21 protein-coding genes and 1 pseudogene are annotated in these 26754 nt (G+C 52.9%); 9 read left to right on the top strand and 13 right to left on the bottom strand.

What is annotated here, in order from left to right; translation table 11 throughout:
- Positions 1-8: 8 nt before the first annotated feature.
- Positions 9-1109: a GGDEF domain-containing protein gene (locus M495_RS09640; protein WP_020826453.1), complete on the bottom strand. Its 1101-nt coding sequence runs from the start codon at positions 1107-1109 to the stop codon at positions 9-11.
- Positions 1110-1307: 198 nt separating this feature from the next.
- Here M495_RS09640 and M495_RS09635 point away from each other — a divergent pair, with 198 nt between their 5' ends.
- Complete coding sequence (locus M495_RS09635) at positions 1308-1793, top strand: heme-degrading domain-containing protein (protein WP_020826452.1); 486 nt, start codon at positions 1308-1310, stop codon at positions 1791-1793.
- Between the two features lie 230 nt (positions 1794-2023).
- Positions 2024-3712 carry a C4-dicarboxylic acid transporter DauA gene (gene dauA, locus M495_RS09630; RefSeq protein ID WP_020826451.1) on the top strand — a complete coding sequence of 563 codons (1689 nt, stop codon included), beginning with the start codon at positions 2024-2026 and terminating at the stop codon, positions 3710-3712.
- Between the two features lie 84 nt (positions 3713-3796).
- Here dauA and kdsA read toward each other — a convergent pair whose 3' ends face one another.
- The 6 genes and pseudogenes from kdsA to hemA all read right to left on the bottom strand — a co-directional run bounded on the left by kdsA (position 3797) and on the right by hemA (position 9196).
- Positions 3797-4651, bottom strand: a complete 855-nt coding sequence (gene kdsA, locus M495_RS09625; RefSeq protein WP_020826450.1) for a 3-deoxy-8-phosphooctulonate synthase — start codon at positions 4649-4651, stop codon at positions 3797-3799.
- 73 nt (positions 4652-4724) lie between these two features.
- Positions 4725-5534 carry an invasion regulator SirB1 gene (gene sirB1 / locus M495_RS09620; protein ID WP_020826449.1) on the bottom strand — a complete coding sequence of 270 codons (810 nt, stop codon included), beginning with the start codon at positions 5532-5534 and terminating at the stop codon, positions 4725-4727.
- Positions 5531-5929 (bottom strand): SirB2 family protein, encoded by a 399-nt coding sequence (locus M495_RS09615; RefSeq protein WP_020826448.1) that lies wholly within the window; start codon positions 5927-5929, stop codon positions 5531-5533. The genes sirB1 and M495_RS09615 overlap by 4 nt, the downstream gene beginning before the upstream one ends.
- A gap of 13 nt (positions 5930-5942) precedes the next feature.
- A complete protein-coding gene (gene prmC, locus M495_RS09610) occupies positions 5943-6815 on the bottom strand; it encodes a peptide chain release factor N(5)-glutamine methyltransferase (RefSeq protein ID WP_020826447.1) in 873 nt (290 codons plus the stop codon).
- Complete coding sequence (gene prfA, locus M495_RS09605) at positions 6815-7900, bottom strand: peptide chain release factor 1 (RefSeq protein ID WP_020826446.1); 1086 nt, start codon at positions 7898-7900, stop codon at positions 6815-6817. The genes prmC and prfA overlap by 1 nt, the downstream gene beginning before the upstream one ends.
- Before the next feature lie 31 nt (positions 7901-7931).
- A pseudogene (hemA, locus tag M495_RS09600) lies at positions 7932-9196 on the bottom strand (glutamyl-tRNA reductase).
- Positions 9197-9911: 715 nt separating this feature from the next.
- Here hemA and lolB point away from each other — a divergent pair.
- The 3 genes from lolB to prs all read left to right on the top strand — a co-directional run bounded on the left by lolB (position 9912) and on the right by prs (position 12519).
- Entirely contained in the window at positions 9912-10535 is a 624-nt protein-coding gene (lolB, locus tag M495_RS09595) for a lipoprotein insertase outer membrane protein LolB (RefSeq protein WP_020826445.1), read from the top strand.
- Complete coding sequence (gene ispE, locus M495_RS09590) at positions 10532-11398, top strand: 4-(cytidine 5'-diphospho)-2-C-methyl-D-erythritol kinase (RefSeq protein WP_020826444.1); 867 nt, start codon at positions 10532-10534, stop codon at positions 11396-11398. Before lolB ends, ispE begins: the two co-directional genes overlap by 4 nt.
- A 173-nt stretch (positions 11399-11571) precedes the next feature.
- Positions 11572-12519 (top strand): ribose-phosphate diphosphokinase, encoded by a 948-nt coding sequence (gene prs, locus M495_RS09585; RefSeq protein WP_041414469.1) that lies wholly within the window; start codon positions 11572-11574, stop codon positions 12517-12519.
- A 184-nt stretch (positions 12520-12703) separates the two neighbouring features.
- Here the strand turns inward: prs and ychH are convergent, their stop codons facing one another.
- Positions 12704-12982, bottom strand: a complete 279-nt coding sequence (gene ychH, locus M495_RS09580; RefSeq protein ID WP_041414467.1) for a stress-induced protein YchH — start codon at positions 12980-12982, stop codon at positions 12704-12706.
- A 313-nt stretch (positions 12983-13295) separates the two neighbouring features.
- Here ychH and pth point away from each other — a divergent pair, with 313 nt between their 5' ends.
- A complete protein-coding gene (pth, locus tag M495_RS09575) occupies positions 13296-13886 on the top strand; it encodes an aminoacyl-tRNA hydrolase (RefSeq protein WP_020826441.1) in 591 nt (196 codons plus the stop codon).
- A 39-nt stretch (positions 13887-13925) separates the two neighbouring features.
- Here the strand turns inward: pth and M495_RS09570 are convergent, their stop codons facing one another.
- Positions 13926-15455, bottom strand: a complete 1530-nt coding sequence (locus M495_RS09570) for a SulP family inorganic anion transporter (RefSeq protein WP_020826440.1) — start codon at positions 15453-15455, stop codon at positions 13926-13928.
- A 331-nt stretch (positions 15456-15786) separates the two neighbouring features.
- Between M495_RS09570 and ychF the strand changes: the two genes are divergently transcribed.
- From ychF to M495_RS09550, 3 genes are all read left to right on the top strand, one after another.
- The gene (gene ychF, locus M495_RS09565; protein WP_020826439.1) at positions 15787-16878 is read left to right on the top strand and encodes a redox-regulated ATPase YchF; all 1092 of its coding nucleotides are present in this window, start codon (positions 15787-15789) and stop codon (positions 16876-16878) included.
- Positions 16879-17092: 214 nt separating this feature from the next.
- Positions 17093-18268, top strand: coding sequence for a tyrosine-type recombinase/integrase (locus M495_RS09560; protein ID WP_020826438.1), 1176 nt, complete (start codon positions 17093-17095; stop codon positions 18266-18268).
- A gap of 227 nt (positions 18269-18495) precedes the next feature.
- A protein-coding gene (locus M495_RS09550; RefSeq protein ID WP_144079308.1) for an IS3 family transposase occupies positions 18496-19616 on the top strand; the annotation gives its coding sequence in 2 pieces (ribosomal slippage) (positions 18496-18754 and positions 18754-19616; 1122 coding nt in all).
- A gap of 217 nt (positions 19617-19833) precedes the next feature.
- On the opposite strand, the gene M495_RS09545 is transcribed toward M495_RS09550, so the two are convergent.
- Genes M495_RS09545 through M495_RS09530 form a run of 4 tightly spaced genes read right to left on the bottom strand, consistent with a single transcriptional unit; the run spans position 19834 to position 26637 of the window.
- Positions 19834-21072 carry a Wadjet anti-phage system protein JetD domain-containing protein gene (locus M495_RS09545; protein ID WP_020826436.1) on the bottom strand — a complete coding sequence of 413 codons (1239 nt, stop codon included), beginning with the start codon at positions 21070-21072 and terminating at the stop codon, positions 19834-19836.
- Position 21073: 1 nt separating this feature from the next.
- Positions 21074-24586: an SbcC/MukB-like Walker B domain-containing protein gene (locus tag M495_RS09540; protein ID WP_020826435.1), complete on the bottom strand. Its 3513-nt coding sequence runs from the start codon at positions 24584-24586 to the stop codon at positions 21074-21076.
- Complete coding sequence (locus M495_RS09535) at positions 24570-25241, bottom strand: DUF4194 domain-containing protein (RefSeq protein WP_020826434.1); 672 nt, start codon at positions 25239-25241, stop codon at positions 24570-24572. Before M495_RS09535 ends, M495_RS09540 begins: the two co-directional genes overlap by 17 nt.
- A complete protein-coding gene (locus M495_RS09530; protein ID WP_041414460.1) occupies positions 25231-26637 on the bottom strand; it encodes a Wadjet anti-phage system protein JetA family protein in 1407 nt (468 codons plus the stop codon). Before M495_RS09530 ends, M495_RS09535 begins: the two co-directional genes overlap by 11 nt.
- Between the last annotated feature and the right edge of the window lie 117 nt (positions 26638-26754).

Below are 26754 nucleotides of genomic sequence, written 5' to 3'. Positions count from 1 at the left end.
AGGAGGGGTTATTCCTGCCGAAAACCGGCACCCAGCGGGGCAAGCTGCATCAGCCTGCTGCAGACCACCCGATTTTTCCCCTGCCGCTTGGCGTCATACAGCGCCTCATCCGTGACCTCTATTGCCTTGTCCAACGCCATGCCGGGCAGGTATAACGACGCACCGATAGAAACCGTGATACGTGCCTCGACGTCTTCATCCAGCAAAAATAACGTCGTTTCCACGCTGCGTCGTATGCGCTCCGCCACACCGCCAATCACCGTCGGATCATAACTGGCGGTGATCACGATAAATTCCTCACCGCCATAACGACCGACGAAATCCTCACTGCGCACGCTGCTTTGCAACAGTTGTCCGACGCGAGCCAGCAGCAGGTCGCCGGCCAAATGGCCGTAGGTGTCGTTGATTCGTTTGAAATTATCCAGATCGAGGATCATCAACCCGCAGGGGCTGCGCTCCGCCTGCTGCTGGATGAGTCGATAGTCTACACTAGCGCGATTATTGATATGGGTGAGGCTGTCGGTGGTGGCTTTATCACGCATAGAGAAATAAGCGTGGATATGGCGCTCTTTGAAATTCAGCCCGTGGAAGCATATTGCCAGACACAGGGCCGAGACCGCCTGATACAACAACACATCTCCCCATAGCGCGCGTATATCTGCCAATAACCAGACCACTCCGATACGGTACAGCGCAATGATGCCAATGGTGAGATAAAACACCCGATTCGACTTTCTCAACCACACACGCGACAACAGCAATGGAATGATGATCGAGCCGATAAACAGATTATCGACGGTCAAGCCTCCCGTAAATGCCAGCGACATCAGGTAGCAGACCAGTCCACTGACCGTCCCGCCATAAAAGGTCACCAGTATCATCGGGATCATGGCAAAGCTGAAATGCAGGTTACCGCTCAACTCCAGCCGGTCCTGATTGAGAAACAGCACCGCCAGCCCGGCAAGCAGGCCAAAGACTATACGCTTCCATCCTTCGGACTGATAAGAAAAAGGCGCATTTTTACTGAGGGCAAAATAGCTGACGGACAGCGTGGCATAGGTAATGCAGGCGTCACTATACAGGGTGGGAATTGACGCGACGTAAGTCATAAATATTCGATAGGCTCCACGGAATCGACAGGGGGATTTAGCGACGAATTTTGAGCATTCCCTGTCTCATCCATTTCGGCATCGTACATATTATTACTCAGGTTAATAATAGATTAGCAGTTCTATGTTATTTCCAAGGTATCTATCCCATAAATTCTGTTCAGGATAATCTGTTGGCAACCAATAAAGGGGGCGACCATGAATATCGATGATGATTTGCACGCGCTTAGCGAACAAGAAACCGCGTTGACCTTCAGCCATTTTGACCATAACACCGCCTGGGAGCTGGGCTCTGCATTGAAATCAGCGGCCGAACAGCGCCGCCTGTCGATCGCTATTGAGATCCAGCTCGCGGGGCAAACGCTGTTTTATTACGCCATGCCCGGCACTACCCCCGATATCGCCGATTGGGTACGGCGCAAACGCAATGTGGTGAAGCACTTCCACAAGAGCTCTTACGCGATTGGCCTGCGCCTGCAGCAACGACAATCGACTCTGGAAGAACGCTATGGCCTGAGCGTCAGCGATTACTCGGCACACGGTGGCGCCTTCCCGATCAATCTTGGTGGCGTGGGCTGCATTGGCACCATCAGCATTTCTGGCTCACCCCAGTTGGAAGATCACAATCTGTTGGTCGGCACCCTGGCGCATTTTCTCGGATTATCCCTACCGGCGGTCCACTAAGCGGTATAACCTGGCCTATTCTTTCTGCGCAGGCCGCCTAAACCGCGGCCTGTCTGTAACTTGTCATTTATCCCGTTCCTGAAAGAGTATAAGTCTGATTTTCCGAAGTGCATTGATGTATATCTAGGAATCGCCGTCACAACTGGCGTATGGTGTCTATCAGCTATTCGAGACGGACCGCATCCGGCCCGCCATTCCGTTCTCTTTTATAGACTTGGTTTACACCTTAGATGAAAACGCATGAAATTAACGGCATTAGGCCGTTCAGCGCGCTGATTGATGCCTGTTGGCGAGATCCCTATTCCCTGCAACGCCTGCTAAAAGATGCCATCGCCGGCGTCACCGTCGGTATTATCGCCATCCCGTTGGCAATGGCACTGGCAATTGCCAGCGGCGTTCCCCCCCAATATGGACTCTATACGTCGGCGGTTGCCGGGATTGTCATTGCCATCAGCGGCGGCTCGCGCTACAGCGTCTCCGGGCCTACCGCCGCGTTTGTGGTGATCCTCTATCCGGTGTCGCAGCAGTTCGGCCTCTCAGGCCTGCTGATCGCCACCCTGCTTTCCGGACTGTTTCTGGTCATCATGGGACTGGCGCGTTTCGGCCGCCTGATTGAGTACATTCCCCTGTCGGTGACGTTAGGCTTTACCTCTGGTATCGCCATCACCATTGCTACCATGCAGGTGAAGGATTTCTTTGGCCTGCAAATGGCGGTGGTGCCAGAACACTATGTGGGCAAGGTTTACGCCCTGCTGCAGGCGCTGCCGACGCTGGACTTCGGCGACACCCTGATCGGCGCAGTGACCCTATTGATCCTTATCTTCTGGCCCAAGCTCGGCCTGCGGGTACCGGGCCATTTACCCGCACTGCTGGCGGGTACCGCGGTTATGGGTATTCTGGCGCTGTTTGACCACCCGGTTGCGACCATCGGCTCGCGCTTCAGCTATCTGCTGGCCGACGGCACCCACGGCCAGGGCATACCGCCCATTCTGCCGCAGCTGATGCTGCCGTGGGATTTACCGGCCGGTGACGGCAAGCCTATGGCGCTGAGCTGGCAAACACTCTCCGCCCTGCTGCCAGCCGCCTTCTCCATGGCGATGCTCGGGGCCATAGAATCCCTGCTGTGCGCGGTGGTGCTGGACGGGATGACTGGCAAGAAGCACAACTCCAATACCGAACTTATCGGCCAGGGTGCGGGCAACATCATTGCGCCTTTCTTCGGCGGCATTACCGCCACCGCGGCCATTGCGCGCTCTGCCGCCAACGTACGCGCCGGTGCCACCTCCCCGGTCTCCGCCATCATCCATGCGTTGTTGGTACTGCTGGCGTTGCTGGTGCTGGCACCGTGGTTGTCCTGGCTGCCGCTGGCTGCAATGGCGTCGCTGTTGCTGATGGTGGCCTGGAATATGAGCGAGGCGCACAAGGTGGTTTATCTGCTGCGGCGAGCGCCGAAAGACGACATTCTGGTGATGCTGCTGTGCATGTCGCTGACGGTGCTGTTCGATATGGTGATCGCCATTACCGTAGGCATTGTGCTGGCCTCGCTGCTGTTTATGCGCCGCATTGCGCGCATGACGCGCCTGAGCGAACTGAGTGCCGACAACGGCCGATTGGTGCTGCGGGTGAATGGCCCGCTGTTCTTCGCCGCCGCCGAGCGTATTTTTAACGAGCTACTGGTGCGCAGCGAAAATTATGACGTGATCGTCTTGCAGTGGGATGCGGTGCCGGTATTGGATGCCGGGGGACTGGATGCCTTGCAACGCTTTATCGAAGCCCTGCCGGCCGGCAAACAATTGGCAATCACCGACATGCCTTTCCAGCCGTTGAAAACGCTGGCAAGGGCACGAATACAGCCGATTGAGGGGAAACTGCATTTCTACGCGACGCTGCCTGAAGCGCTTGCAGCGCTCGATGCCTGAAAAACAAAAAGCCCGACGAATCGGGCTTTAAACCATAGCGGGCGCAGTATGCTGCGCCCCTACAAATAACAGCTGTGAAAATGTTTAGTTGCTGGTGTCCAGCTCTGGGAAGCTCTTCACCAGGTCGTCGATGGCTTTCATCTGCACCAGGAACGGCTCGAGCTTGTCCAGCGGCAGCGCGGACGGGCCGTCGCATTTGGCGCTGTTTGGCTCTGGGTGCGCTTCGATGAACAGACCTGCCAGGCCAACCGCCATACCGGCACGCGCCAGTTCGGCAACCTGCGCCCGACGGCCGCCAGAAGCTGCGCCGAAGGGATCGCGAGTCTGCAGAGCATGGGTCACGTCAAAGATCACCGGATGGCCGCCCGTCACGTTTTTCATAACGTTGATGCCAAGCATGTCGACCACCAGGTTATCGTAACCAAAGTTACTGCCGCGATCGCACAGGATCACCTGATCGTTACCGCCTTCCTTGAATTTGTCGACGATATTGCCCATTTGGCCCGGGCTGACGAACTGTGGCTTCTTGACGTTGATCACCGCACCGGTTTTCGCCATCGCTTCCACCAGATCGGTCTGACGCGCCAGGAATGCCGGCAGTTGGATCACGTCAACCACTTCGGACACCGGCTGAGCCTGTGACGCTTCGTGAACGTCGGTAATGATTTTCACGCCGAAGGTTTTTTTGATTTCTTCGAAGATCTTCATCCCCTCTTCCAGACCCGGCCCCCGGTAGGAGTGGATAGAAGAACGGTTGGCTTTGTCAAAGGAGGCTTTGAAAACGTAAGGGATGCCCAGTTTTTGCGTCACGGTGACGTAGTGTTCACAGATGCGCATCGCCAGATCGCGCGATTCCAGCACGTTCATACCGCCAAACAGCACAAACGGCAGGTCGTTCGCTACGTCGATGTCACCAATGCTAACCACTTTCTGTTTCATGCTTTCGCCTTTATTGAAGTTACCCGTCCTGCCGCAAGCCTTGGCCTGTCGCGTTCAGGGCATAGTAAATGAATTAATGCAGCGTGACCTGTTTCGGTTCAATCGAGTGGATCTGTACCTTGATCACTTCGCTGACTGGGTCTTCAGGACACTGTTCGACAAAATAGTTAAGATCGGAAATCGCGATATGGTTGCATTCCAACTGGGCGTAAATCAGCCCGCGGTCACGGATTTCGTAAGGGTCTTCCGGATCGAAGCACAACACCGTTTCGCTGGCGCGCAACGCCATTTCCATCTGTTTTTCTTCCATCAGGGCGGCTTTGAGCGTATCCAACATCTTACGCACCACCATGACGTTTTCTGACTCATCGAGATCGTCGTCTTCCAGTTCGGCGCCCAGACCCAGGTTGCCCTTGATCCACACTTCCAACTGGTGTTCGTTCAGCGTCTCGCCGTTCAATGGATTGATCAACCACATCTCTTCATCCAGCCAGTCTGCCCGCAGGATCAGTTGAGTGGGGAAAATAACCGGCAGCAACGGTAAATCCAGATGAGCGGCGATATGAAGGAAAATGGTGCCGAGCGAAACCGGCGTGCCCTGACGACCTTCCAGCACCTTGTCGAGCCAAATAGCGTCGGACAGGCGATACACGCCGCTGGCGCCGCCAAAACCCCAGGTTTTGAAGAACAATTCAATGAGTGCGTCCAGTTGCTGTTCCTGGCTGAGATCCTGCGGCACGGCCGCACGCGCTTCGTCGACCAGCTGTTGCAGCTTGCGTTCGACCTCAGCGGCGGGGAAATCACGCCGCACGGACTGCGATACCAGGATCACGCCCTCGCTCAGCAGCGAGGTGTTAAATTCAAAATCAGCAATACTACTCATAAGTATCCCATCAGAAAGGGTATTTTCGTCGTGGCAAGTTTAATTATCAGGTACAAACAGCCCAATGCCAGCACAAACGCCAGAATGCGCAGGTTCTGGTTTTTGGTCTTCTTGCCCAATGCGACGTAGCCAAGCAGGATATAGATAATAACGCCAAACAGCTTCTCGGTCAGCCACGAGTCCATACCCAACAGCGGATATAACTTGAACATCACCACCAGTGCGATGCCGCTGACGAACAACACCGTATCATTTATATGCGGGGTTATCTTCACCCAACGTTTGTTCATCATAGCCGAATTGCGCCATTTCCAGAAGAAACGCAATACAAACAAGACAATACTGATGGTGACCGTCAACAAATGCAGATGTTTTAACGCCGAGTAGACTGCCATATCGCTTCCTTATTTAATCGCTGTGTGCTTCGTTATTGTTGGTTTTCAGTGATTGCTGCGGCCATTGGCCAAAGGTGACGCGATCGTTACCGCCATAATCGCGTCGGGTATCGATCGAAATAAAACCGGCGGCCTGCAGCAGCGCGCGTACGCTTTCTCCCTGCTGCCAGCCATGTTCAAGCAGCAGCCAGCCCTGTGATTGCAGGTGGTACGGCGCCTGCTGCACGATAGCGGACAAATCCGCCAGCCCCTGCTGTGGCGCCACCAGCGCGCTACTTGGCTCAAAACGTACGTCGCCCTGTGCCAAATGCGGGTCGGCGGCGTCGATATAAGGAGGGTTGCTGGCGATCAGAGCAAAAGTTTCTCCGACCAGTGGGGCATACCAACTGCCCTGAAGGAACTGCGCGTTGCCGATCGACAGCTTCTGCGCATTGTGCTGGGCCAACGCCACCGCTTCCGGCTGTAAATCCACGCCGGTCACTTCGCAGTCTGGGCGTTCGCTGGCTAACGCCAGGGCGATGGCGCCGGTACCGGTACCGAGATCGAGAATGGCGCAAGGGGATGAGGGCAAAAGCTCCAGCGCCAACTCCACCAGGCATTCGGTGTCCGGACGCGGGATCAGGGTGGCGGGCGATACCGACAGCGGCAACGACCAAAATTCGCGCTCGCCAATCAGATAAGCTACCGGCTCACCGCGTTCGCGGCGCGCCAACAATCTCTCCAACTGCTCTTGCTCTTGCGGCGTCAGCACGGTTTCGCCAAACGCCATCAGGAAAGTTCTGGCCCGGCCGGTCACGAACCCCAGCAGGATTTCCGCATCGCGTCGGGCGCTTTCACTCTGCGTCAGGCGGGCAACCGCCGCCTTCAGCCAGGATTGATAGTCCATTACTCCTGCTCGGCGGACAGCGCAGCGAGCTGGTCAGCCTGGTATTCCTGCACAATCGGCTGGATCAGCATGTCGAGCTTGCCTTCCATCACCTCGTCCAGACGGTACAGCGTCAGGTTGATACGGTGGTCAGTGACACGCCCCTGCGGGAAGTTATAGGTGCGGTTGCGGTCTGAACGATCGCCACTGCCCAGCAGGTTACGACGGGTTGAAGCCTCCGCCTGCTGGCGCTTGGCCATTTCTGCAGCACGGATACGCGCCCCCAACACCGCCATCGCTTTGGCTTTGTTCTTGTGCTGTGAGCGCTCGTCCTGACACTCCACCACAATGCCGGTCGGCAAGTGGGTAATACGGATCGCCGAGTCGGTGGTGTTAACGTGCTGACCACCTGCGCCTGAGGAACGGAAGGTGTCGATTTTCAGATCGCCCGCGTTGATCTCCGGCAGTTCAGCCTCCGGTATTTCCGGCATCACTGCCACGGTGCACGCGGAGGTATGAATACGCCCCTGCGACTCGGTTTCCGGCACGCGCTGTACGCGATGACCGCCGGATTCAAATTTGAGCTGGCCGTAAACACCGTCGCCAGAAACCTTGGCAATCACTTCTTTATAACCGCCATGCTCGCCTTCGTTGGCGCTCATGATCTCGACGCGCCAGCGGCGCATTTCGGCATAGCGGCTGTACATGCGGAACAGGTCGCCGGCGAAAATCGCCGCTTCGTCGCCGCCGGTCCCGGCGCGCACTTCCAGGAAACAACCGCGCTCGTCATCCGGATCTTTCGGCAACAGCAGCAGTTGCAGCTGCTGTTCCAGCTCTTCCGTCGCGGCCTTGGCCTGTTTCAACTCTTCCTGCGCCATTTCACGCATTTCCGGATCGTCCAGCATCATTTCCGCCGTAGCCAGATCGTCCTGCACCTGACGCCATTCCAGGAAACAGCGGCTGACATCGGTCAACTGTGCATATTCGCGCGACAGCGCACGGAACCGATCCTGCTCGGCAATAACGCCGGCATCGCCGAGCAGCGCCTGCACTTCTTCATGGCGCTCTTGTAACGCTTCCAGTTTGGCAACAATAGAAGGCTTCATGCGTGGTATTAAACCCTGTTAAAAGAGAAAACTAATGCTGATCCAGCCCGAGGCTGTCGCGTAATAATTGCAACCGCTCCACGTCGCCATCGCCGGCGGCCTGCTGGAGGGATTTGGTAGGGGCATGAATAAGACGATTGGTTAGCCGATGGGCCAGCTCGTGGATAACCTGCTCCACGTCGGCGCCCTGCGCAATCGCGGCCAGGGCTTTGGCTTCCATTTCCGCACGGATCTGATCGGCCTGCGAGCGGTAGTCGCGGATGGTTTCCACTGCGCCCTGTGAGCGCAGCCAGGCCATAAAGTTGGTGCTTTCCTGCTGAACGATCGATTCCGCCTGCACCGCCGCGGCTTTGCGCTGCGCCAGGTTGCTTTGAATGATGGCGTGCAGATCGTCCACGCTGTACAGATAGGCGTTGGCCAGCTTGCCTACTTCCGGTTCGATATCACGCGGTACGGCGATATCCACCAGCAGCATCGGCTGGTTGCGACGCGCTTTCAGCGCGCGCGCTCCACCATCCCTTTACCGATGATCGGCAGCGGGCTGGCGGTAGAACTGATGATGATATCGGCGTCCGCCAGGCGTTCGTCGATTTCCGGTAATGTGATCACTTCCGCGCCAACTTCGTCCGCCAGCAATTGCGCACGTTCGCGGGTACGGTTGGCAATAATCATATGCCGAACTTTGTGCTCGCGCAGATGGCGCGCCACCAGTTCAATGGTTTCACCGGCGCCCACTAGCAGCACGTTCAATTCGGCAAGTGATTCGAAGATTTGGCGCGCCAACGTACAGGCTGCAAAGGCCACAGAGACCGCGCTGGCACCGATTTCGGTTTCGGTACGTACGCGTTTGGCGACAGAGAAGGATTTTTGGAACAGCCGCTCAAGCTCACCGGAAAGCGACTGGCCGCGTTGCGATTCGGCAAAGGCTTTTTTCACTTGGCCGAGGATCTGCGGTTCACCCAACACCAGCGAATCCAGCCCGCTGGCTACGCGCATCAGATGGCTGACGGCGTCGTTGCCGTGGTGCCAATACAGGCTTTTGCTCACTTCTTCCGGGCGCAGATGGTGGTATTCACACAGCCAGGCAACCAGCTGTTCATGAATATGTTCCTGTTGTTCCACGCTAAGATAAAGTTCGGTGCGGTTACAGGTAGACAACACGACACCGCCCTGCACCAACGGTTGTTGGAGCAAGCTGGTTAGCGCCTGTTCGATCGACTCTGGGGAGAAGGTCACCCTTTCACGCAGAGAAACCGGAGCGGTTTTGTGATTTATACCTAACGCCAGCAGGGTCATTGCTTCGAGTAATACTTCTTTTGGTACGGGTTCTCGTTGAACGGCATTCTACTTGATGCGCGGGCTCAATAAAAGTAACAACCGCATCTTCCGTTCAATCGCTGAAATAGTCAGCAGCAATCGATAAATCGCTAATAAATACAGCGGGATGACTATTAATTCGACGACATAACATACTGAATTTTAGTGCAGTATGCGATATTCCGCACAGTATTCAGCAATAACGATAGCCCCTAAGCCGCCAGGCGGTGATCAAATATCCGGCGTTTACCAACCTAAAGTGCCGCAACGAAAGGTGGGATCCAAAAGAAAAGAGACCTGCTGACAAAAAACATGCTTTGCCTGAAGATAAAAAAATGCCGCACCCGCGAAGCATAACAGCGAAATAACAATGCGTACTGACAGCTTCATGACCTTGTATTCTCCTCCGGCGATGAACTATTGCAGCATACCGCTAGCAACCTCAACTAAACGCCAACGGCCTCCGCCCGACCAGAGAGATATTCTTGTACCCACAGCGGCAGGGTTGGGTGATTGTGTTAATCTTATGTGCAAACGCAGCGCATACCCCCGAGGCTAACAGCGGTGACAAAGCCGGGCAGATTCAAAGCGATGCAGCAAAAAATTGACGCGCCGGCGCTGCCCCGCTAGCGTAAACGCTAATACCAAGGTCTCGCTGTGCGTGCCCGTAAGGACAAAAGGACAAGAGAAAGTTATGCCAATCCGCAAAGTTAGTTTGCTACGCCTGATCCCGCTGGCCAGCCTGGTGCTGGCTGCCTGTACCACCACCAAACCCAGCGGCCCGGCCACCAGCCCGACATCACCGCAATGGCGCGCCCATGAGCAAGCGGTGCAACAGCTTGAGCAGTATCAGACCCGGGGCTCTTTCGCCTACCTGTCCGATCAGAAAAAAGTCTACGCGCGCTTCTTCTGGCAGCAGTATTCGTCTGATCGTTACCGCCTGCTGCTGACCAACCCACTTGGCAGCACCGAGCTTGATCTCAACGTGCAGAAAAATGTGGTGCAGTTGACCGACAATCAGGGCAAGCGCTATGTCAGCGACAATGCCGAAGAGATGATCCGCAAACTGACCGGTATGGCAATCCCGCTGGATAACCTGCGCCAATGGATGCTCGGCCTGCCGGGTGAAGCCAACGACTTCAAGCTGGATGACCAGTATCGCCTGAACTCGCTGACCTACCAGCAAGGCGGACAGACCTGGACCGTTGACTACCAGGACTACAACAACAGCCTGCAACCGCAGTTGCCAAGCCGACTTGAGCTGAAACAGGGTGACCAGCGCATCAAACTGAAAATGGATAATTGGACGCTCAAATGATCCGTCAGTGGCCATCGCCAGCTAAACTTAATTTGTTTTTATACATTACCGGCCAACGTGAAGATGGCTATCACCTGTTGCAGACGCTGTTTCAGTTTCTGGATTACGGCGACACGCTGACCATCGATGTGCGACAGGATGACCGTATTCACCTGCTGACCCCGGTGGCGGGCGTGCCGGATGAAGAAAACCTGATTGTCCGCGCCGCACGTCTGCTGCAACAGTATTGCGATCGCCATGGACTGAATACCGCGCCACGGGGTGCCGACATCAGCATCGAAAAGCGGCTGCCGATGGGCGGCGGGCTGGGGGGTGGCTCCTCCAACGCCGCTACGGTGCTGGTTGCGCTGAATGAACTGTGGCGCTGCGGTTTGAGCGACGACCAGCTTGCAGAACTGGGGCTGGCGCTCGGTGCCGACGTCCCTGTTTTCGTGCGTGGCCATGCAGCGTTCGCCGAAGGCATCGGTGAGCGTTTGCAGCCGGCCAACCCACAGGAAAAATGGTATCTGGTGGCGCATCCGGGGGTCAGCATCCCTACCCCGGCAATTTTTGGCGATGCGGAATTAAAAAGAGACACCCCGGTTCGTCCGTTAAGTGTGCTGTTACAGGCAACTTACGCAAATGATTGCGAACCTATAGCAAGAAAACGTTTTCGCGAGGTTGAACAGCTTGTTTCTTGGCTGTTAGAATACGCGCCGTCACGCCTGACTGGCACAGGTGCTTGTGTGTTTGCTGAATTCGACACAGAAACCGCCGCCCGTCAGGTGTTAAATCAAGCCCCGGAGTGGATACGTGGTTTTGTAGCGCGTGGCGTTAACGTCTCTCCACTACATCGCATCCGTTCCGGGCAGATGAAACCGTAGTTCTCGTTTCGCTGCGCAGGGTCATTCACACCTGGCCCTGTAATCCCTGCGCCGCTTCGGTTTCACGTTGTTTTTTTACACACCCGTATGATATTGCGCCGGCGTCGCTAACTGCCCCTTAGCGAAGGCCGAATGACAATATCTTCTCTGGACGCATGCCTGAGGTTCTTCTCGTGCCTGATATGAAGCTTTTTGCTGGTAACGCCACCCCGGAACTAGCACAACGTATTGCCAACCGTTTGTACACCAGCCTTGGTGACGCCGCAGTAGGTCGTTTTAGCGACGGCGAAGTGAGCGTGCAAATCAACGAAAATGTACGCGGCGGTGATATTTTCATCATCCAGTCCACCTGTGCCCCTACCAACGACAACCTGATGGAACTGGTCGTTATGGTAGATGCCCTGCGTCGCGCCTCCGCAGGTCGTATTACTGCTGTTATCCCTTACTTCGGTTATGCCCGCCAGGATCGCCGCGTGCGTTCTGCTCGTGTGCCAATCACGGCCAAAGTTGTAGCCGATTTCCTCTCCAGTGTAGGGGTTGACCGCGTTTTGACGGTGGATCTGCACGCTGAACAGATCCAAGGCTTCTTCGATGTTCCGGTAGATAACGTGTTCGGTAGCCCGATCCTGCTGGAAGACATGCTGCAACAGAATCTGGAGAACCCAATCGTGGTTTCCCCAGACATCGGCGGCGTAGTGCGCGCCCGCGCAATCGCCAAACTGCTGAATGACACCGATATGGCTATCATCGATAAACGCCGCCCGCGCGCGAACGTTTCTCAGGTGATGCACATCATTGGTGACGTAGCAGGCCGTGACTGTGTACTGGTTGACGATATGATCGATACCGGCGGTACCTTATGTAAAGCGGCTGAAGCGTTGAAAGAACGCGGTGCCAAGCGCGTATTTGCCTACGCGACGCACCCGATCTTCTCCGGTAACGCCGTGGAAAACATCCGCAACTCGGTAATTGATGAAGTGATTGTCTGCGACACCATTCCGCTGTCTCCAGAAATCAAGGCCCTGAAAAACGTACGCACTCTGACGCTGTCTGGCATGCTGGCTGAAGCCATCCGCCGTATCAGCAACGAAGAGTCAATTTCTGCGATGTTCGAGCATTAATCAGTTCTCTTTTCGGTGCGGCGCCCTGCCGTACCGAAGGGATTGATGGCCCGAAAGCAGAAAAAGAAAAACCCGTTGGTGCATAGCAGCAACGGGTTTTCTACGGGTAGTCAAACATGACCTTAAGCCTTAATGCGCGGCAGATTTCCTTTGCCGTAACGCCTGTTCCCTTCTCTCTTTCTAATCAATGTGACGAACGATGATGATCGTTGCGGCAACGTTTATCAAAGTGTTTTACCCACCAGTAACGATCCGCTACCTGCTCACGACCGCCAATACGCGCACCTACCAGCCACAACAACGCACCCACGAAGATACTCATGATTGCGCCATGGGCGAAAAACTGCGGCAGGTTGAACTGCGAAACTTCAGCAACAATGGAGTATCCGACACCGCCGATCATCACGACCAGGCCCAGCCCCATAAAAAAGTTGCCCATTCTGTCCGCGTTTCTACGTTTCATATGCCACCTCCATAGTGCTATGTGCCAACCGGGATAACTCTCTAACTGGTTAACCCACTTTGATAAGTTAAGTATAGACCCTGGTTGGACAAGGTGATTGCGGAGAGGATCACAAATGGTAAAGAAAACATGACAAAACTTTACCAGAATGAGTCTATTAGCGATCAAATTGAATGATTCCGCTAATGAATTATTCTCTTTTCTGACTATAGTTCCGTCAATACGCGACCGGACATATCAGGATTTTGTCATTCGTGGCGTCGGCAGGTAGACTATTGCCCTTTCCATTATATCGATCATAGCGAATCTCCCAGTGAGCAGTATTAAATTGATAGTCGGCCTGGCGAATCCGGGCGCTGAATACGCGCAGACGCGGCACAACGCCGGCGCCTGGTACGTCGATTTACTGGCCCAGCGCCATAACCAGCAGCTCAAAGAAGAGAGCAAGTTCTTCGGCTACACCGCCCGGCTGAACCTGGCCGGCAACGATGTGCGGCTGTTGGTGCCTACCACCTTTATGAATCTCAGCGGCAAAGCGGTATTGGCAATGGCCAATTTCTACCGCATCGAGCCGGACGAAATCCTGGTGGCGCATGACGAGCTGGATATTCCCCCCGGCGTTGCCAAGATCAAACTGGGCGGCGGCAACGGTGGCCACAACGGGCTGAAGGATATTCAGAACAAATTTGGCAATAACCCGAATTTCTATCGCTTGCGCATCGGCATCGGCCACCCGGGCGATAAAAACAAAGTGGTAGGTTTCGTGCTCGGCAAGCCGCCGGCCAGCGAGCAAAAAATGATTGATGAAGCGATCGATGAAGCCGCACGCTGTACGGAAGTGCTGCTGACTGACGGGTTGGAAAAAACCGTTCGTCGCCTGCACAGCTTCAAGGCGCAGGCCTGATCATCGTTGCAGCGGGCATCGCGCCCGCTGCAATCTGCCTTAGGTGCGCAGTTTAAAGGTTTCTTCGCCGACGTTAGCGTCATCGGTTTGGTAGCCCTCTTCCGCCACGTAATATTGCGGATCGTCCAGTTCATGGCTGCAAAACGGGCCGGCCTGTTTCAATAGGCGTACACAGTCACCGCTCAGATGACGTAGCCGAATGGTTTTCCCCGCCGCCAGATAGCGTGCCGTCAGCTTATCAATCGCCTCCACACCGCTGGAATCCATCACCCGGGTACCGGCAAAATCCAGCACCACATTTTGCGGATCGTTTTTCGGTTCGAACAGTTCGGCAAAGGCCGTGGTGGACCCGAAGAACAGCGGCCCGTCCAACTGATATACCGCCACCTCACCTTCCACCCGATGCTGACGCACGCGAATACGTGCCTGCTGCCAGGCAAATACCAGCGCCGAAATGATCACCCCGCTGATCACCGCCATCGCCAGATCGGTAACGATGGTAATCAGGGTCACCAGCAGCATCACCAGCGCATCTGCCTTCGGCATCCGGCGCAGACGGCGCAGCGAGCTCCACTCAAAGGTGTTGTAACACACGACCAGCATCACCCCGGCCAGCGCCGCCACCGGCAACAGGCCGATATAGCCCGACAGGCTGACCACAAACAGAATCAGCAGTATCGCGCCAACCACGCCGGAGATGCGCCCACGCCCGCCTGAAGTGAAGTTGATGATCGACTGGCCAATCATTGCGCAACCGGCGAAACAACCAAACAGGCCACAAACCGCGTTGCCTGCCCCCTGGGCGATGCTCTCGCGGTTGCCGTTGCCTTTCTTGCCGCCCATTTCATCCAGCACCGTCATGGTAAGCAGCGATTCGATCAGCCCCACCAGCGCGATTACCACTGCGTACGGCAACACCACTTTCAGCATCTCGAGGGTAAAAGGCGCCATCGGCAGGCTGAAGTGCGGTAATGCACCGGAAATGTCCGCCAAATCGCCGACCCGCAGCGTTTGCAGGTTAAACCCGATTGCCAGAGCAGACACCACGATAAGCGCCGCCAGTGACGCGGGGATGATGCGCGTTAACCGTGGGAAGAACACCACCACCAGGATCGCCAGAGCCACCAGCCCATACATCAGCGGCCCCTGCCCGGCAATCATATGCAGTTGCGCCAGCATAATGACAATCGCCAGCCCGTTCACGAAGCCGTGAACCGCGGGCAGCGGCACCAGCCGGATAAACTTACCCAGGCGGAAAATGCCGATCAGGATTTGGATAACCCCGGCAAAAATCGTCGCCCACAGTACGTACCCCATGCCGTACTGCGCCGCCAGGCTCATCAGCACCACCACTATCGACCCGGCCGCACCCGACACCATGCCCGGCTTGCCGCCAAACAGCGCGGTGACCAGCCCGATAATAAAGGCGGTGTGCAACCCGACGATCGGAGAAAGCCCGGCAACCAGCGAAAAGCCGACCGCTTCCGGGATCATTGAAACCGCCACCACAAAGCCCGCCAGCACCTCGTTCTTGACGGCCGACAGCCTGAAATTGTTCAGGTTAAACATGGATTATTCACTTCTGACAGATAAAACACATTCCCGCAGCACGGGAACCAAGGCCGCAGGGCGCGGCAAACCTCAGGAGGGAAAGAGCTTAGGGTGGACTGGGCAAGAAGGACATCCGGCACGTTTCCTGTAGGTTAATCAGAAGTGTCAGTATGTGTAAATGTGATCCAAATCTCAATCAAAAACCGGCACTGCCTCGGCATTTACCCATCACACACAGCCAGATCGAGAAAAACGGCCATTACGTGTATAATGGCGCCATTATTTCGTCCTTTATGCAGTGGGTTAAACCTAACCGGCTGATAGTTAAGATATTTAAGGTGATAACAACATGGGATTCAAATGCGGTATCGTCGGCCTGCCTAACGTAGGCAAATCCACCCTGTTCAACGCGTTGACCAAAGCGGGTATCGAAGCAGCCAACTTCCCGTTCTGCACCATTGAACCTAACACCGGTGTGGTGCCGATGCCCGATCCGCGTCTGGACCAGCTGGCCGAGATCGTCAAGCCACAGCGTATCCTGCCGACCACCATGGAATTCGTCGACATCGCCGGCCTGGTCAAGGGCGCGTCCAAAGGTGAAGGTCTGGGTAACCAGTTCCTGACCAACATCCGCGAAACCGAAGCGATTGGCCACGTGGTTCGCTGCTTCGAAAACGACAACATCATCCACGTTAACAACAAAGTTGACCCGGCTGATGACATCGACGTCATCAATACCGAACTGGCGCTGTCGGATCTCGACACCTGCGAACGCGCGATCCACCGCGTACAGAAGAAAGCCAAAGGCGGCGACAAAGACGCGAAAGCGGAACTGGCAGCTCTGGAAAAATGCCTGCCACAGCTGGAAAACGCCGGCATGCTGCGTGCGCTGGATCTGTCCGAAGAAGACAAAGCGGCAATCCGCTACCTGAGCTTCCTGACGCTGAAACCAACCATGTACATCGCCAACGTCAACGAAGACGGTTTCGAAAACAACCCGTACCTGGACAAAGTGCGTGAAATCGCTGCGGGCGAAGGCTCGGTTGTGGTTGCCGTGTGCGCCGCAGTAGAATCCGATATCGCCGAGCTGGAAGACGAAGACCGCGAAGAATTCATGGCGGAACTGGGCCTGGAAGAGCCGGGTCTGAACCGCGTGATCCGCGCCGGTTACGAGTTGCTGAACCTGCAGACCTACTTCACCGCCGGTGTGAAAGAAGTCCGCGCCTGGACCATCCCGGTTGGCGCTACCGCCCCGCAGGCAGCCGGCAAGATCCACACCGATTTCGAAAAAGGCTTTATCCGCGCCCAGACCATCGCTTTTGAAGACTTCATCACCTACAAGGGTGAGCAAGGTGCCAAAGAAGCCGGCAAGATGCGTTCAGAAGGTAAAGACTACATCGTTAAAGACGGTGACGTGATGAACTTCTTGTTCAACGTCTAAATAAAATTTGTTGTCTCGTGAGGTTTCATCGAATCTCATGAAAATCGAAAAAGTCTATAAAATCCACGCAATTGCGTGGATTTTTCTTTTCATAATGTCTCAACTCATCTCATAACAGCACAGTCAAAAATGAGTACAGACATGAGTACAATCAGTTTTCATCTTCATTTTAGGTGAGTACAATAGCGGTATAAGAAATAGACGAGGACTCGCTATGCTCACTGATACGCAATGCCGCACTGCTAAGCCGAAAGAAAAACTCTATCGACTCAATGACTTCAATGGTCTCTACCTCGAAGTAAAACCCAACGGTAAAAAGGCATGGCGCTATCGGTTTAAACTCAACGGCAAATCCAGCATGTTCGCGTTGGGTGAGTACCCGACGGTCAAACTTGCCGAAGCTCGGGAGAAATGTGAGCAAGCGCGTAAACAAGTCGCGGATGGAGTTAGCCCGACACAGACTCGCCAGTTAGATAAGATCCGCAAGGTCAACGACGCATCCAACACCTTTGAGCTGATCGCTAAAGAGTGGTTGCAGATGAAAGACTGGGCCGAAATTACCAAAACGCGGCGACTGGATATGCTCGAACGAGTGGTTTTCCCTGCAATCGGTAAGCTCCCAGTCAGAGAGATCACTCCACATCACATTCTTAAAATTCTTCAGGAAACGGCTAAGCGCGGCGCTCCGACCGTTGCCGCTGAAGCCCGCCGCACCATTTCATCCGTTTTTGAACTGGCGGTGGCGACGCTCAGGGCAGATAGCGATCCTGTCTGGCCAGTGCGTAAGGCGATTCCGGCGAATAAGACACAGCACAAACAGGCATTAAACCCACAACAAATCGGGAAGCTATTAAGCTGTTTTGATAACAGTCGTGGCTCATACCAGGTTAACTATTGCATGTGGCTCATGTGGTGGACATTAGCGCGTCCTGCAGAAGCCACCGAAGCTGAATGGACAGAATTCGATCTTGATAACGCCCTGTGGACCATTCCGGCAGCGCGGATGAAAGCCCGCAGAGAACATGTTATTCCCCTCCCCTCCCAAGCCGTCAACATGCTCAGAACGCTACAGGGATTAACCTGGCATCGACAGCACCTTTTTCCAGGCAGGGATAATCCGCTAGGTCCAATGACATCACACTCTCTGCGTCAACTACTTAAAAGCCTCGGCTGGAGCGGTACTTATAGCCCACATGCAACCAGAACCACAGGAAGTACCCGCTTAAACGAGATGGGCTATCGACCTGATGCTATTGAGTCCCAACTTGCTCATGCTGACACCAACAATGTTCGTCGCACATACAACCATGCGACTTATCTTGATGAGCGTAAAGTGATGATGCAGGAGTGGGCTGATATGTTGGACAAATGGGTAGCAGGATTCGAGTAGAACTTGCTGCACTTAGTGAACCACGAGAATAGAACTCATTCCTCAGGGTCCACTTTGTGCCAGAAGCGGACATAGATTGAACCTGGCTGCAAAAATTATTTTTTCCTTTTGTTTTAACTTAACGTGCCGTGCTGTTTGCAATGAAGCGATAATAACTGACCTGCTCCCCGTTGATTAATACACCGCGATGTTAGTAATGTCTTCATAAGCCACATGAGGACACCCCCATGAAGAAGCGTTTTTCCGACGAACAGATCATCAGTATTCTCCGCGAGGCTGAAGCCGGGGTTTCTGCCCGTGAGCTCTGCCGCAAGCACGCCATTTCCGACGCCACCTTTTATACCTGGCGCAAGAAGTATGGCGGCATGGAAGTACCCGAGGTTAAGCGCCTGAAGTTGCTTGAGGAAGAGAACGCCAGACTCAAGAAGCTGCTTGCCGAAGCCATGCTGGATAAGGAGGCACTTCAGGTGGCACTGGGGCGAAAGTACTGACGACAGACCAGAAGCGGGAAGCCGTTGAGTTTATGTGTGATGCGATCGGTCTGTCGCAACGTCGTGCCTGCAAGCTTACAGGTTTGTCCCTGTCGACCTGCCGCTATGAGGCTCAGCGTCCGGCGGCTGATGCGCATTTATCAGGGCGCATCACTGAGCTGGCACTGGAGCGCAGGCGTTTTGGCTACCGCCGCATCTGGCAGTTACTGCGCCGTGAAGGCCTTCATGTTAATCATAAGCGCGTGTACCGCCTTTATCATCTGAGCGGGCTGGGCGTAAAACGCAGGCGACGTCGTAAAGGGCTGGCAACAGAACGTCTGCCTCTGCTCCGCCCAGCGGCGCCCAACCTGACCTGGTCGATGGATTTTGTCATGGACGCACTGGCCACCGGTCGCAGGATCAAGTGCCTGACCTGTGTGGACGACTTCACGAAGGAGTGTCTGACAATTACCATCGCATTCGGCATTTCAGGCGTTCAGGTCACGCGAATTCTGGACAGCATTGCACTGTTCCGGGGCTATCCGGCGACGATAAGAACTGACCAGGGGCCGGAGTTCACTTGCCGCGCACTGGATCAATGGGCTTTTGAGCATGGTGTTGAGTTGCGCTTAATCCAGCCGGGCAAGCCAACGCAGAACGGATTTATTGAGAGCTTTAACGGACGATTTCGCGATGAATGTCTGAATGAGCACTGGTTCAGCGATATCGTTCATGCAAGGAAAATCATTAATAACTGGCGGCAGGATTATAACGAGTGTCGTCCACATTCAGCACTGAATTATCAGACGCCATCAGAGTTTGCAGCACGGTGGCGGAATGGAAAATGTGAAGATAAACAAACCGACATTACTAACTAACGGTTGTATTTAATACTGGGGCAGGTCAGCACAATTAGTTACAGGGAGCTCTTTTTCACTCCCTCAATCTCCGCCTGACACACATCATCATTTGCAAATGAGTATTGGAGGTAGGCATATCCTTTTGAAGTGCTATTGTAAGCACACCCCTTTTAGTTCCACGCAATTTTGAGATCCCGACATAAGGACATGAAATATCAGCGAATAGGGAGAACTTTCAATATTTCCGAGGGCTAACAGGGGCTATCTGCTCCTGCTCGATCCAAGGTAGATTCTTAATTTGGAGTTTCGCTAGATCTCTATAAAGCGCTAAAATAGCTGGATAGTGCTTTGCTGACTCCAGCGCCTGCATTAATTCGACTACAGGTTTATCAACGAGCTCATCATCAGCCTGAGTCAATGCTTCAGCCTCCACCCCCATCAGATATGGCTGAATATCAATATCAAGTCGCTTCGCCAAAAATGCAAGAATACGATAGCCACCGGCATCTCGATCACCCCAATGGTAAATCGGTATCTCCATACGCAGTTCAGCGATAATGATCTCTATTACATGTACCCAAGAGCGCGGCGGGAAGCCGGCGGTGTAAATAATCACACCAAAATCATCAATTTCGCGCACATACCGCTCGAAACTAGCACGATTTTCAATGAAAAGCACATAGGGTGGCCGTTGTCCCCACACAATGCCTTTGACTTCATCCGGGGAAACACCGATTCCGTAGTGGAGTGCAGATAAATCGATAATCCCCCTGCAATGCAACAACCCATTGGCTTTGAAACGCATTGGTATTGGGTATTTACTAATCCCAAAATACTCCAGCAGCTTAACCCCATCGTCAAGCAAATCCACAACATCATCGTCAATATGCGGCAACATCAACTTTCGAATAAGACCGGAAAAACTCTTACATTCTAACTTCTTGGAGTTGCCATACAACATGGCACTGAGGGTCCGAATATCGGGAACATTCTCAGAGACAGGCAGTTGAACGATCCACTCAATAACTTTCATTGCATCAAAAAGTCGGTCTGCCTGGTTGCGATTCACACCACAAAACGTCTTGTTGCTCGACCATTCCTTGGCAATCTCCAGCTTCGTATTATCCCACCAAGGTACATTGAACACCGTTGTCTCTAAATGCCGAAATGAAACTTTGATTTCATCAGCCTGTGGTATAACTCCCTGACTATCCATTAATCTGTAGCCATCAACGATCTGGATATACTCAATATGTTTAAACGCTCCCAGCGCGACTTTACGCTGATAGTGGATATTCAAGTATGCAATGGATTCCAACGTCTTATGCAGCGCCGTTTTGGTACTATTATTGAGGGCGAAGTACCAACGATAGGCGTGATCTGTGATACGTATCCTGCACTCAAGTTCCACACCTTCTGGTTTATCTATCTTCTTGATCAATTGATTGATGAACTTCTCAACATAAGAGTTCATATCATTCAACCATCTCGGCTTTAGCTTTCAATTCAGCAGCGCGTTCAGCCACAAGCTCTGGATGGTAAACTGGATTACGTTGGTCTATAAGCTCCTGCCCTGCCTCGAAAATCTGCGTGTGGTCAATCACCACATCTCTGTCCTCACGGCAAATGGTATAAATTTGATCCATCTCTTTACCAATTTTCAGGGTCACTTCTGGCGGGGCAGCAATCAGTAATTGCAACCCGATTTCTTTGAGAAAGGCCACTGCTGCGCTCGCATTGCCACCATCCATGTTATTGAACGCTTCATCAAGGAGTACCAAAGACGCCCCTCGATCTGAATGACCACTAATCTTGTAAACGTTCATAAAACTCGCAGCCAGCGCAATATACGCTGGTGTTTGTTGCTCTCCGCCTGAACCTGTGCTTTGCATATCTGCCACGCTGCGCTCAGTCCCGGTGTCAGGGTTACGCATCTTCATGTCATAGGTGAAGAAACTGCGATAATCACTGATCTCATTAATTAGATCGTCACCACTGAGCAATGCCTCTTTCAACAGGTCTATAGCAGGATGTTCTGATGCTGTTTCAAACATTGTCCCAACTAACTCGGTCTCTTCTCTATCTGCAGTCGTAATGTATTCGTAGACGGTGCGCAAGCTCTCTATCTCGCGAACCTTGAAGTGGAAGCTGTAGATGTGGTCGTGAAATGGGACTTTCTTGAGCAAGTTATTGAGTTGATTGAAGGTATATCTCATCTGCTCAAAGCGGCTTTGAAGCTCCCCTACTATGATACCTCGAAAGTTTTTTTCCATCTGTTCAGCAGCTTCCCGGGCCGCCTGGCGATGCACTAAAAGCTGTGCTGCCAGGATACGCTCAACCCATTCCGTACAATCTGCCTCAATAAAGTGGTACGCCTCTGTATTCACGTTATCAGTTTTTGCGGCTTCAAGAAGCGCCTGACGATTCGCTATATCCTCTGCAAAGTCTGTCGTGAATCTAACGACCTTGTAATACAGATCTCCACGTGTATTGAGCGCCTTCTCCCGTTCAACCTGAGCCTCATTCTGGGCTTTGTTTCGAATCAGGGAATAGCATCCTTCTTCGCCCCCAAACTTCTGCTCATAAGTTTGCCAGCGTTCATCTGCTTTGGCGGTATTGTGTATAGGAGATTTTTCTGTTTCACTGCGGATTCGTTCTGCCTCGTCCCTATTTTTTGAGAGGCTTTCAATCTCGGTGTTCAAGCTATTTAACGTTGCAATAGCGTTCTTTTGTTCGGCCGTGGCATTGATGATCGCCGTATTACATGCTTCATAATTGTCGTCAGCCTGCGCCTTTGCGGCTTTGAGCTGTTCATCTTTCGATGTCAGCGGTTTCAACTGTTCCTGAGCGGCAGACAATGCTTTTTTATCTTGCATCAGGCGGATACTATTTTCCCGTACGGACGATGAGCCCTCCACAATAGATGTAGATAGCCCAGCCCAGTTGCGGTTAAGCCTGCTCAGCGTTTGTGCTGATCTCTCAACGCCAGAGAGCCGTTGTGCGAGCACATCCCGTTCATGCTCCAGGAGCTTAAGCTGCTCAGCTTTAGCCTGTTTCCCCATCAATAACCCGCGAATATGAGCGGTACCGCCCACCGTTCCACTACCGGTCGCAAGGCCTGATGCCATTAGCGCTTTGCGCTCTCTTCGTAGTTCATCGCGCGTTGCCGCCATCTTAGTTCTATCCAGAATGACGTTCATAAAACCACGAGCGATCGGATCGCTGGTTTCGATCAGCTTTGAAACCATTCTTTCAGTGGGCGCTTTGTTGGCGGCTAAAGCATGATCAGGGTTAATCATGCGTACTCGTTTGAGTTGCGGCTCTCGCTTCTGTGCAACTTCGTACACTTCCAATGCATGGTCAAAATCACGTACACTCACCACCAGTGCTTCGCGATTCGGACCCAAGTACGACTCCACTGCTTCTTGCCAGTCTCTATCAGCGATCTCACAGAGGTCACAGACGGGCATGGATTCTATTCTCTCTTGTTTGAGTAATTCGATGACCTTAGCCGTCGCCGGATTGATGTCCGAAAGTCCCTTTCTCAGCCGTTCAATACGCACCTGCAAGGCCTTACATTCATGCATGGTTTGTGTTAAGTCGTGGCTCACATTTTTATCAGCCACTTCTATACGTTCAGCTATCTCGTCCAGTAATGTTTTTGCGCTTTTAAGTTTATCGGTTACCTTAAGCGTATTCTCATGTTCCGATGCTGAGAGGCTCTCAATGCCTGCCCGATTGAGAATGTCCACGGATGTCGCCCAGTGCCGGGCTAATAGCTCGAAACTCTGGATACCCAGCGTGTCAGGAAATCGTTGACGGATAACTTCACGCACAGCATTTTGCAGTGAAAATATTCGGTTGGTAAGACTGTTTGTGGATTTAGAAACGGCGCTTTTTGCAGCATCAACGGCTCTACTCAGACTTGCAGCATCAGAATTTTGCCACGCGATCAGGGCATCATCACGACATTGTTTCAGCTCCGGCAGTCGTGGCTCTTCTCTGTCAATGGTGCGTTTAGCTGCTGTCTGGCGCTCTTGCGCAGCTATTTGAGCATCTTCTGTGCGGCCAAGTTCTTCATTGAGCCGAACAGTATCGGCCTCTTGCGAAACCCAAAGAGCATGGTGGGCATTGGCGTAATGCCGGGTAAGCTTCTTCGCTTCGGCAATCAGTAACTCGCGCGCATTTTTGTGGCTCTCGGCACGTGCGATTTCCGCCTCAATACGCTGGTGCTCAAGAAGATCTTCGCGCAATTGATAGGTTTCAATGAGGTCGGGAGGAAGAATGAAGTCCCTGATAAATGGATCAATCGGGCTGTCCATTTTCAGTTGTAACGCATTTGATAATGTCTTAACCAATAAATCAGGTTCAATTTTGGCGCTGCGCGTCTGATTAACCGACATCGCCTCAGCCATTTTTTCACGTATCGTCCGCGCACTGTCAAGCAACTCATAGCTCATCGCACCATGACGCTCTTTGGCATCCTGTTTCATGCGGTCAACAAAGTCACGCCATGGTAGAAAGGCGTCATCCCCGGACAGTAAATCAGCTTCAGTAATGTGGCGGCCTTTAATGATATGCCCGCGGGTCTCAATGTTTGGTGACTGACTGTTGGCATAAACAGACAGTCCAAAAGCGTAAGGACATTGATGATTATCGTACCAGTTTAAGAAAATGTAAGTATTGGCATTCTCACGTTGGCAACTCTTTGCATCGTTTTCTTTGAACTCGCCCAGCGCATAACTACGCGCAGAACGCCCAGAGGTTTTGGTTTCAGAGGCAGAGTTGTAGCGGGTTTTACGTTGATCCCCCCCCATCAGAACAAACTGGATCGCATCAAAAATCGTTGTTTTTCCCGCTCCGTTTTCGCCTGATACTAGCGTGGCTGGAGCATTGAGATGGATCGTCTCCAGTTCAAACAGATACCACTGCGCCAACACCACATTATGAAGAATATGTGCTTGTATGGGGTTATTCTGCACTGTCATCGTAGACCTCCAGTGTCTCAAGATCATCAGTTCCTTCGTAAACCGCTTCGCCAGACGCAGATTCAGGTGTGTAACTATCCATAAAGCGGTTAAGCATGCCCACGTAGGTTTGATCGACCACACGGGTAATATTAGGGAGAACGGTCAACTCGTGGAGTTTGGTATCGGGGTCTTTAATTCCGAGCTCAATAATTCCCTTCTTCCTTAGGTTCTCCAGGGCATTATTGGTTTCTGTTATGGGGGGCATCTCCCCCCTGACGTGTTCGTACTGATTAAGAAGCTCGACCGTTGGCGGTGTTACACACCCAAGCTCCGTACGTCCCATCGACGCTTCAGCGTCATACATTTTCCGTAGAATGAGCAGGAACAGCGTAGAGGTGATATCCAGTTGCTTACCGGAACCACGCGGTAAAATCCCCGCATAGCCGAAGTTACGATCGTAGTACCACCCCATATCCAACCCATCAAAAAGCTTGTTAAAATAAGCCAGATTATCCTCACACAACTTGAAGTGCTCTTTTTGGCCGCGTTTTCCCTTCCATACCCATTGCTTCTGCAGTAGGTATGCCGCCGTGTTCCGTAAGCTATCGGCGTAGTCAGCAGATGTTTTTGCCTCGATATCTTTCAGTTCTCTGAGCGCAATCTCACTCGTCATGTGTGCGTTTCTCCATAGCGACGATTCGACGGATTCTCAGGCGACGACCGGCCATCTGTTTAAGGTCCGTCCACTCCCCTTCATCAAACTCAACGCAGTACATGGACTGCAGAGAAAAAAGTGGATGAGTTTTCGGTATACCTTGTGCCAAAAGGCGCAAATGAAGCGCTGCCATCATTTCATCAGCGGTATCGATCCTAAGATCATCCGTGGTCATCTGTACTCGCTCTCCAAGATTCGATTCAATGAAGTTGGCAACACGTGTAGGGTCGCATTTCTGGAAACTGATATGTTCTTGTTTGAGCTGGTTGTATGCCCGTTTTTCCCACAACGGTTTTGGCTGTCTGCGCACCGTCGGAACAGGCAGTATTGACTTTGCCTTGGGTGTGGCCAACCGGCAATCAGCAAGGAGTTCTTCACCGATCAACGGGCTAGGTAATGAGACTAACAAGGCTTCACTCCCGATGCGCTCAAGCAGCGCCTGAACCTGTTGCCCCATATTACTTGGGGTATGCACGGTATACTTGATCTTCTCATACATCCGCCGGGTTATACGACGAGCATAGTCCTGCGTTTTCTTGAACAGTGGAGCAATTCCGTCAAACGCTTTGCTCAATCGATCTAGATCTGCTTCCACAAGCTGAACCGAAGGATTAGAAATATCATCACGCTTATAGGCTCTAGCGCATGCTTCTAGGCGCTCTGAGCTGAAACGGATATCGCTAACTAGCTTACGAATTTTACTGGCATGAAGGTTGGGGTTTCCTTTCAGGGAGAGTTTCTCAATATTGGGTAGAAAGAGTTCGGCCAAGTATTCTTCAAAGTAAAAAGTGAAATGGCCACTACCTTGGACGGAACCACCGCTAATCGCATGGTGGATTTCGCGGATATTGCCCACGAGAGCTCTGAGTCGATTTAAGAAATCCTCCATGTCATCAGCCGCTTTGCGCACTAACGATCCGTTGGTTGGGTCTTTAACCACTTCAGAAAGGTTCGAGCGTACCGCCAGACACACCACACCTAACGAGGGATGCTCAGCACTCATATTGCCAAGGAAGTTCAACAGCCTGCGCGCATCTTGCGCCATCCAAACAACGTATCGATACCCGCTCTCCTGCTCTTCTCGAATCCACCCCGTATCACGCAGCCGGTTATAGACATAATGTTCCAGAGCGGGGTTTCCTATCGTTGCCTCAACCGACGCTATCTCAAGGCACAAATTCTTATTGGCGATGTAGTCTCGTAGAAAGACCCGTACCTGTTGCGGCGTAGGTTCATCTACCAGTTGTGTCGGATCCAAGAAAGTATCGAGATCGACTAATAACGCAAGCATCGAGCGTCCATTCTCGCCCGAGATCGGTTTAAACAGATTGGTATTGAGTGTGTTAAAGCTCACGGAATCGTCCTACGCTCTTTCGTTACTTTTTGAGTTCACCTGAAAGTACAACTTAGCCATATGTATATTTTATACACCCCATTATTAAATAATGGTAGTAGATATTTATACAGTGCC

This window comes from Serratia liquefaciens ATCC 27592 (assembly GCF_000422085.1).
GTDB lineage: Bacteria > Pseudomonadota > Gammaproteobacteria > Enterobacterales > Enterobacteriaceae > Serratia > Serratia liquefaciens.
Note: the sequence above shows the minus strand (reverse complement) of the source record. Positions and strands in the feature narration are given on the sequence as shown.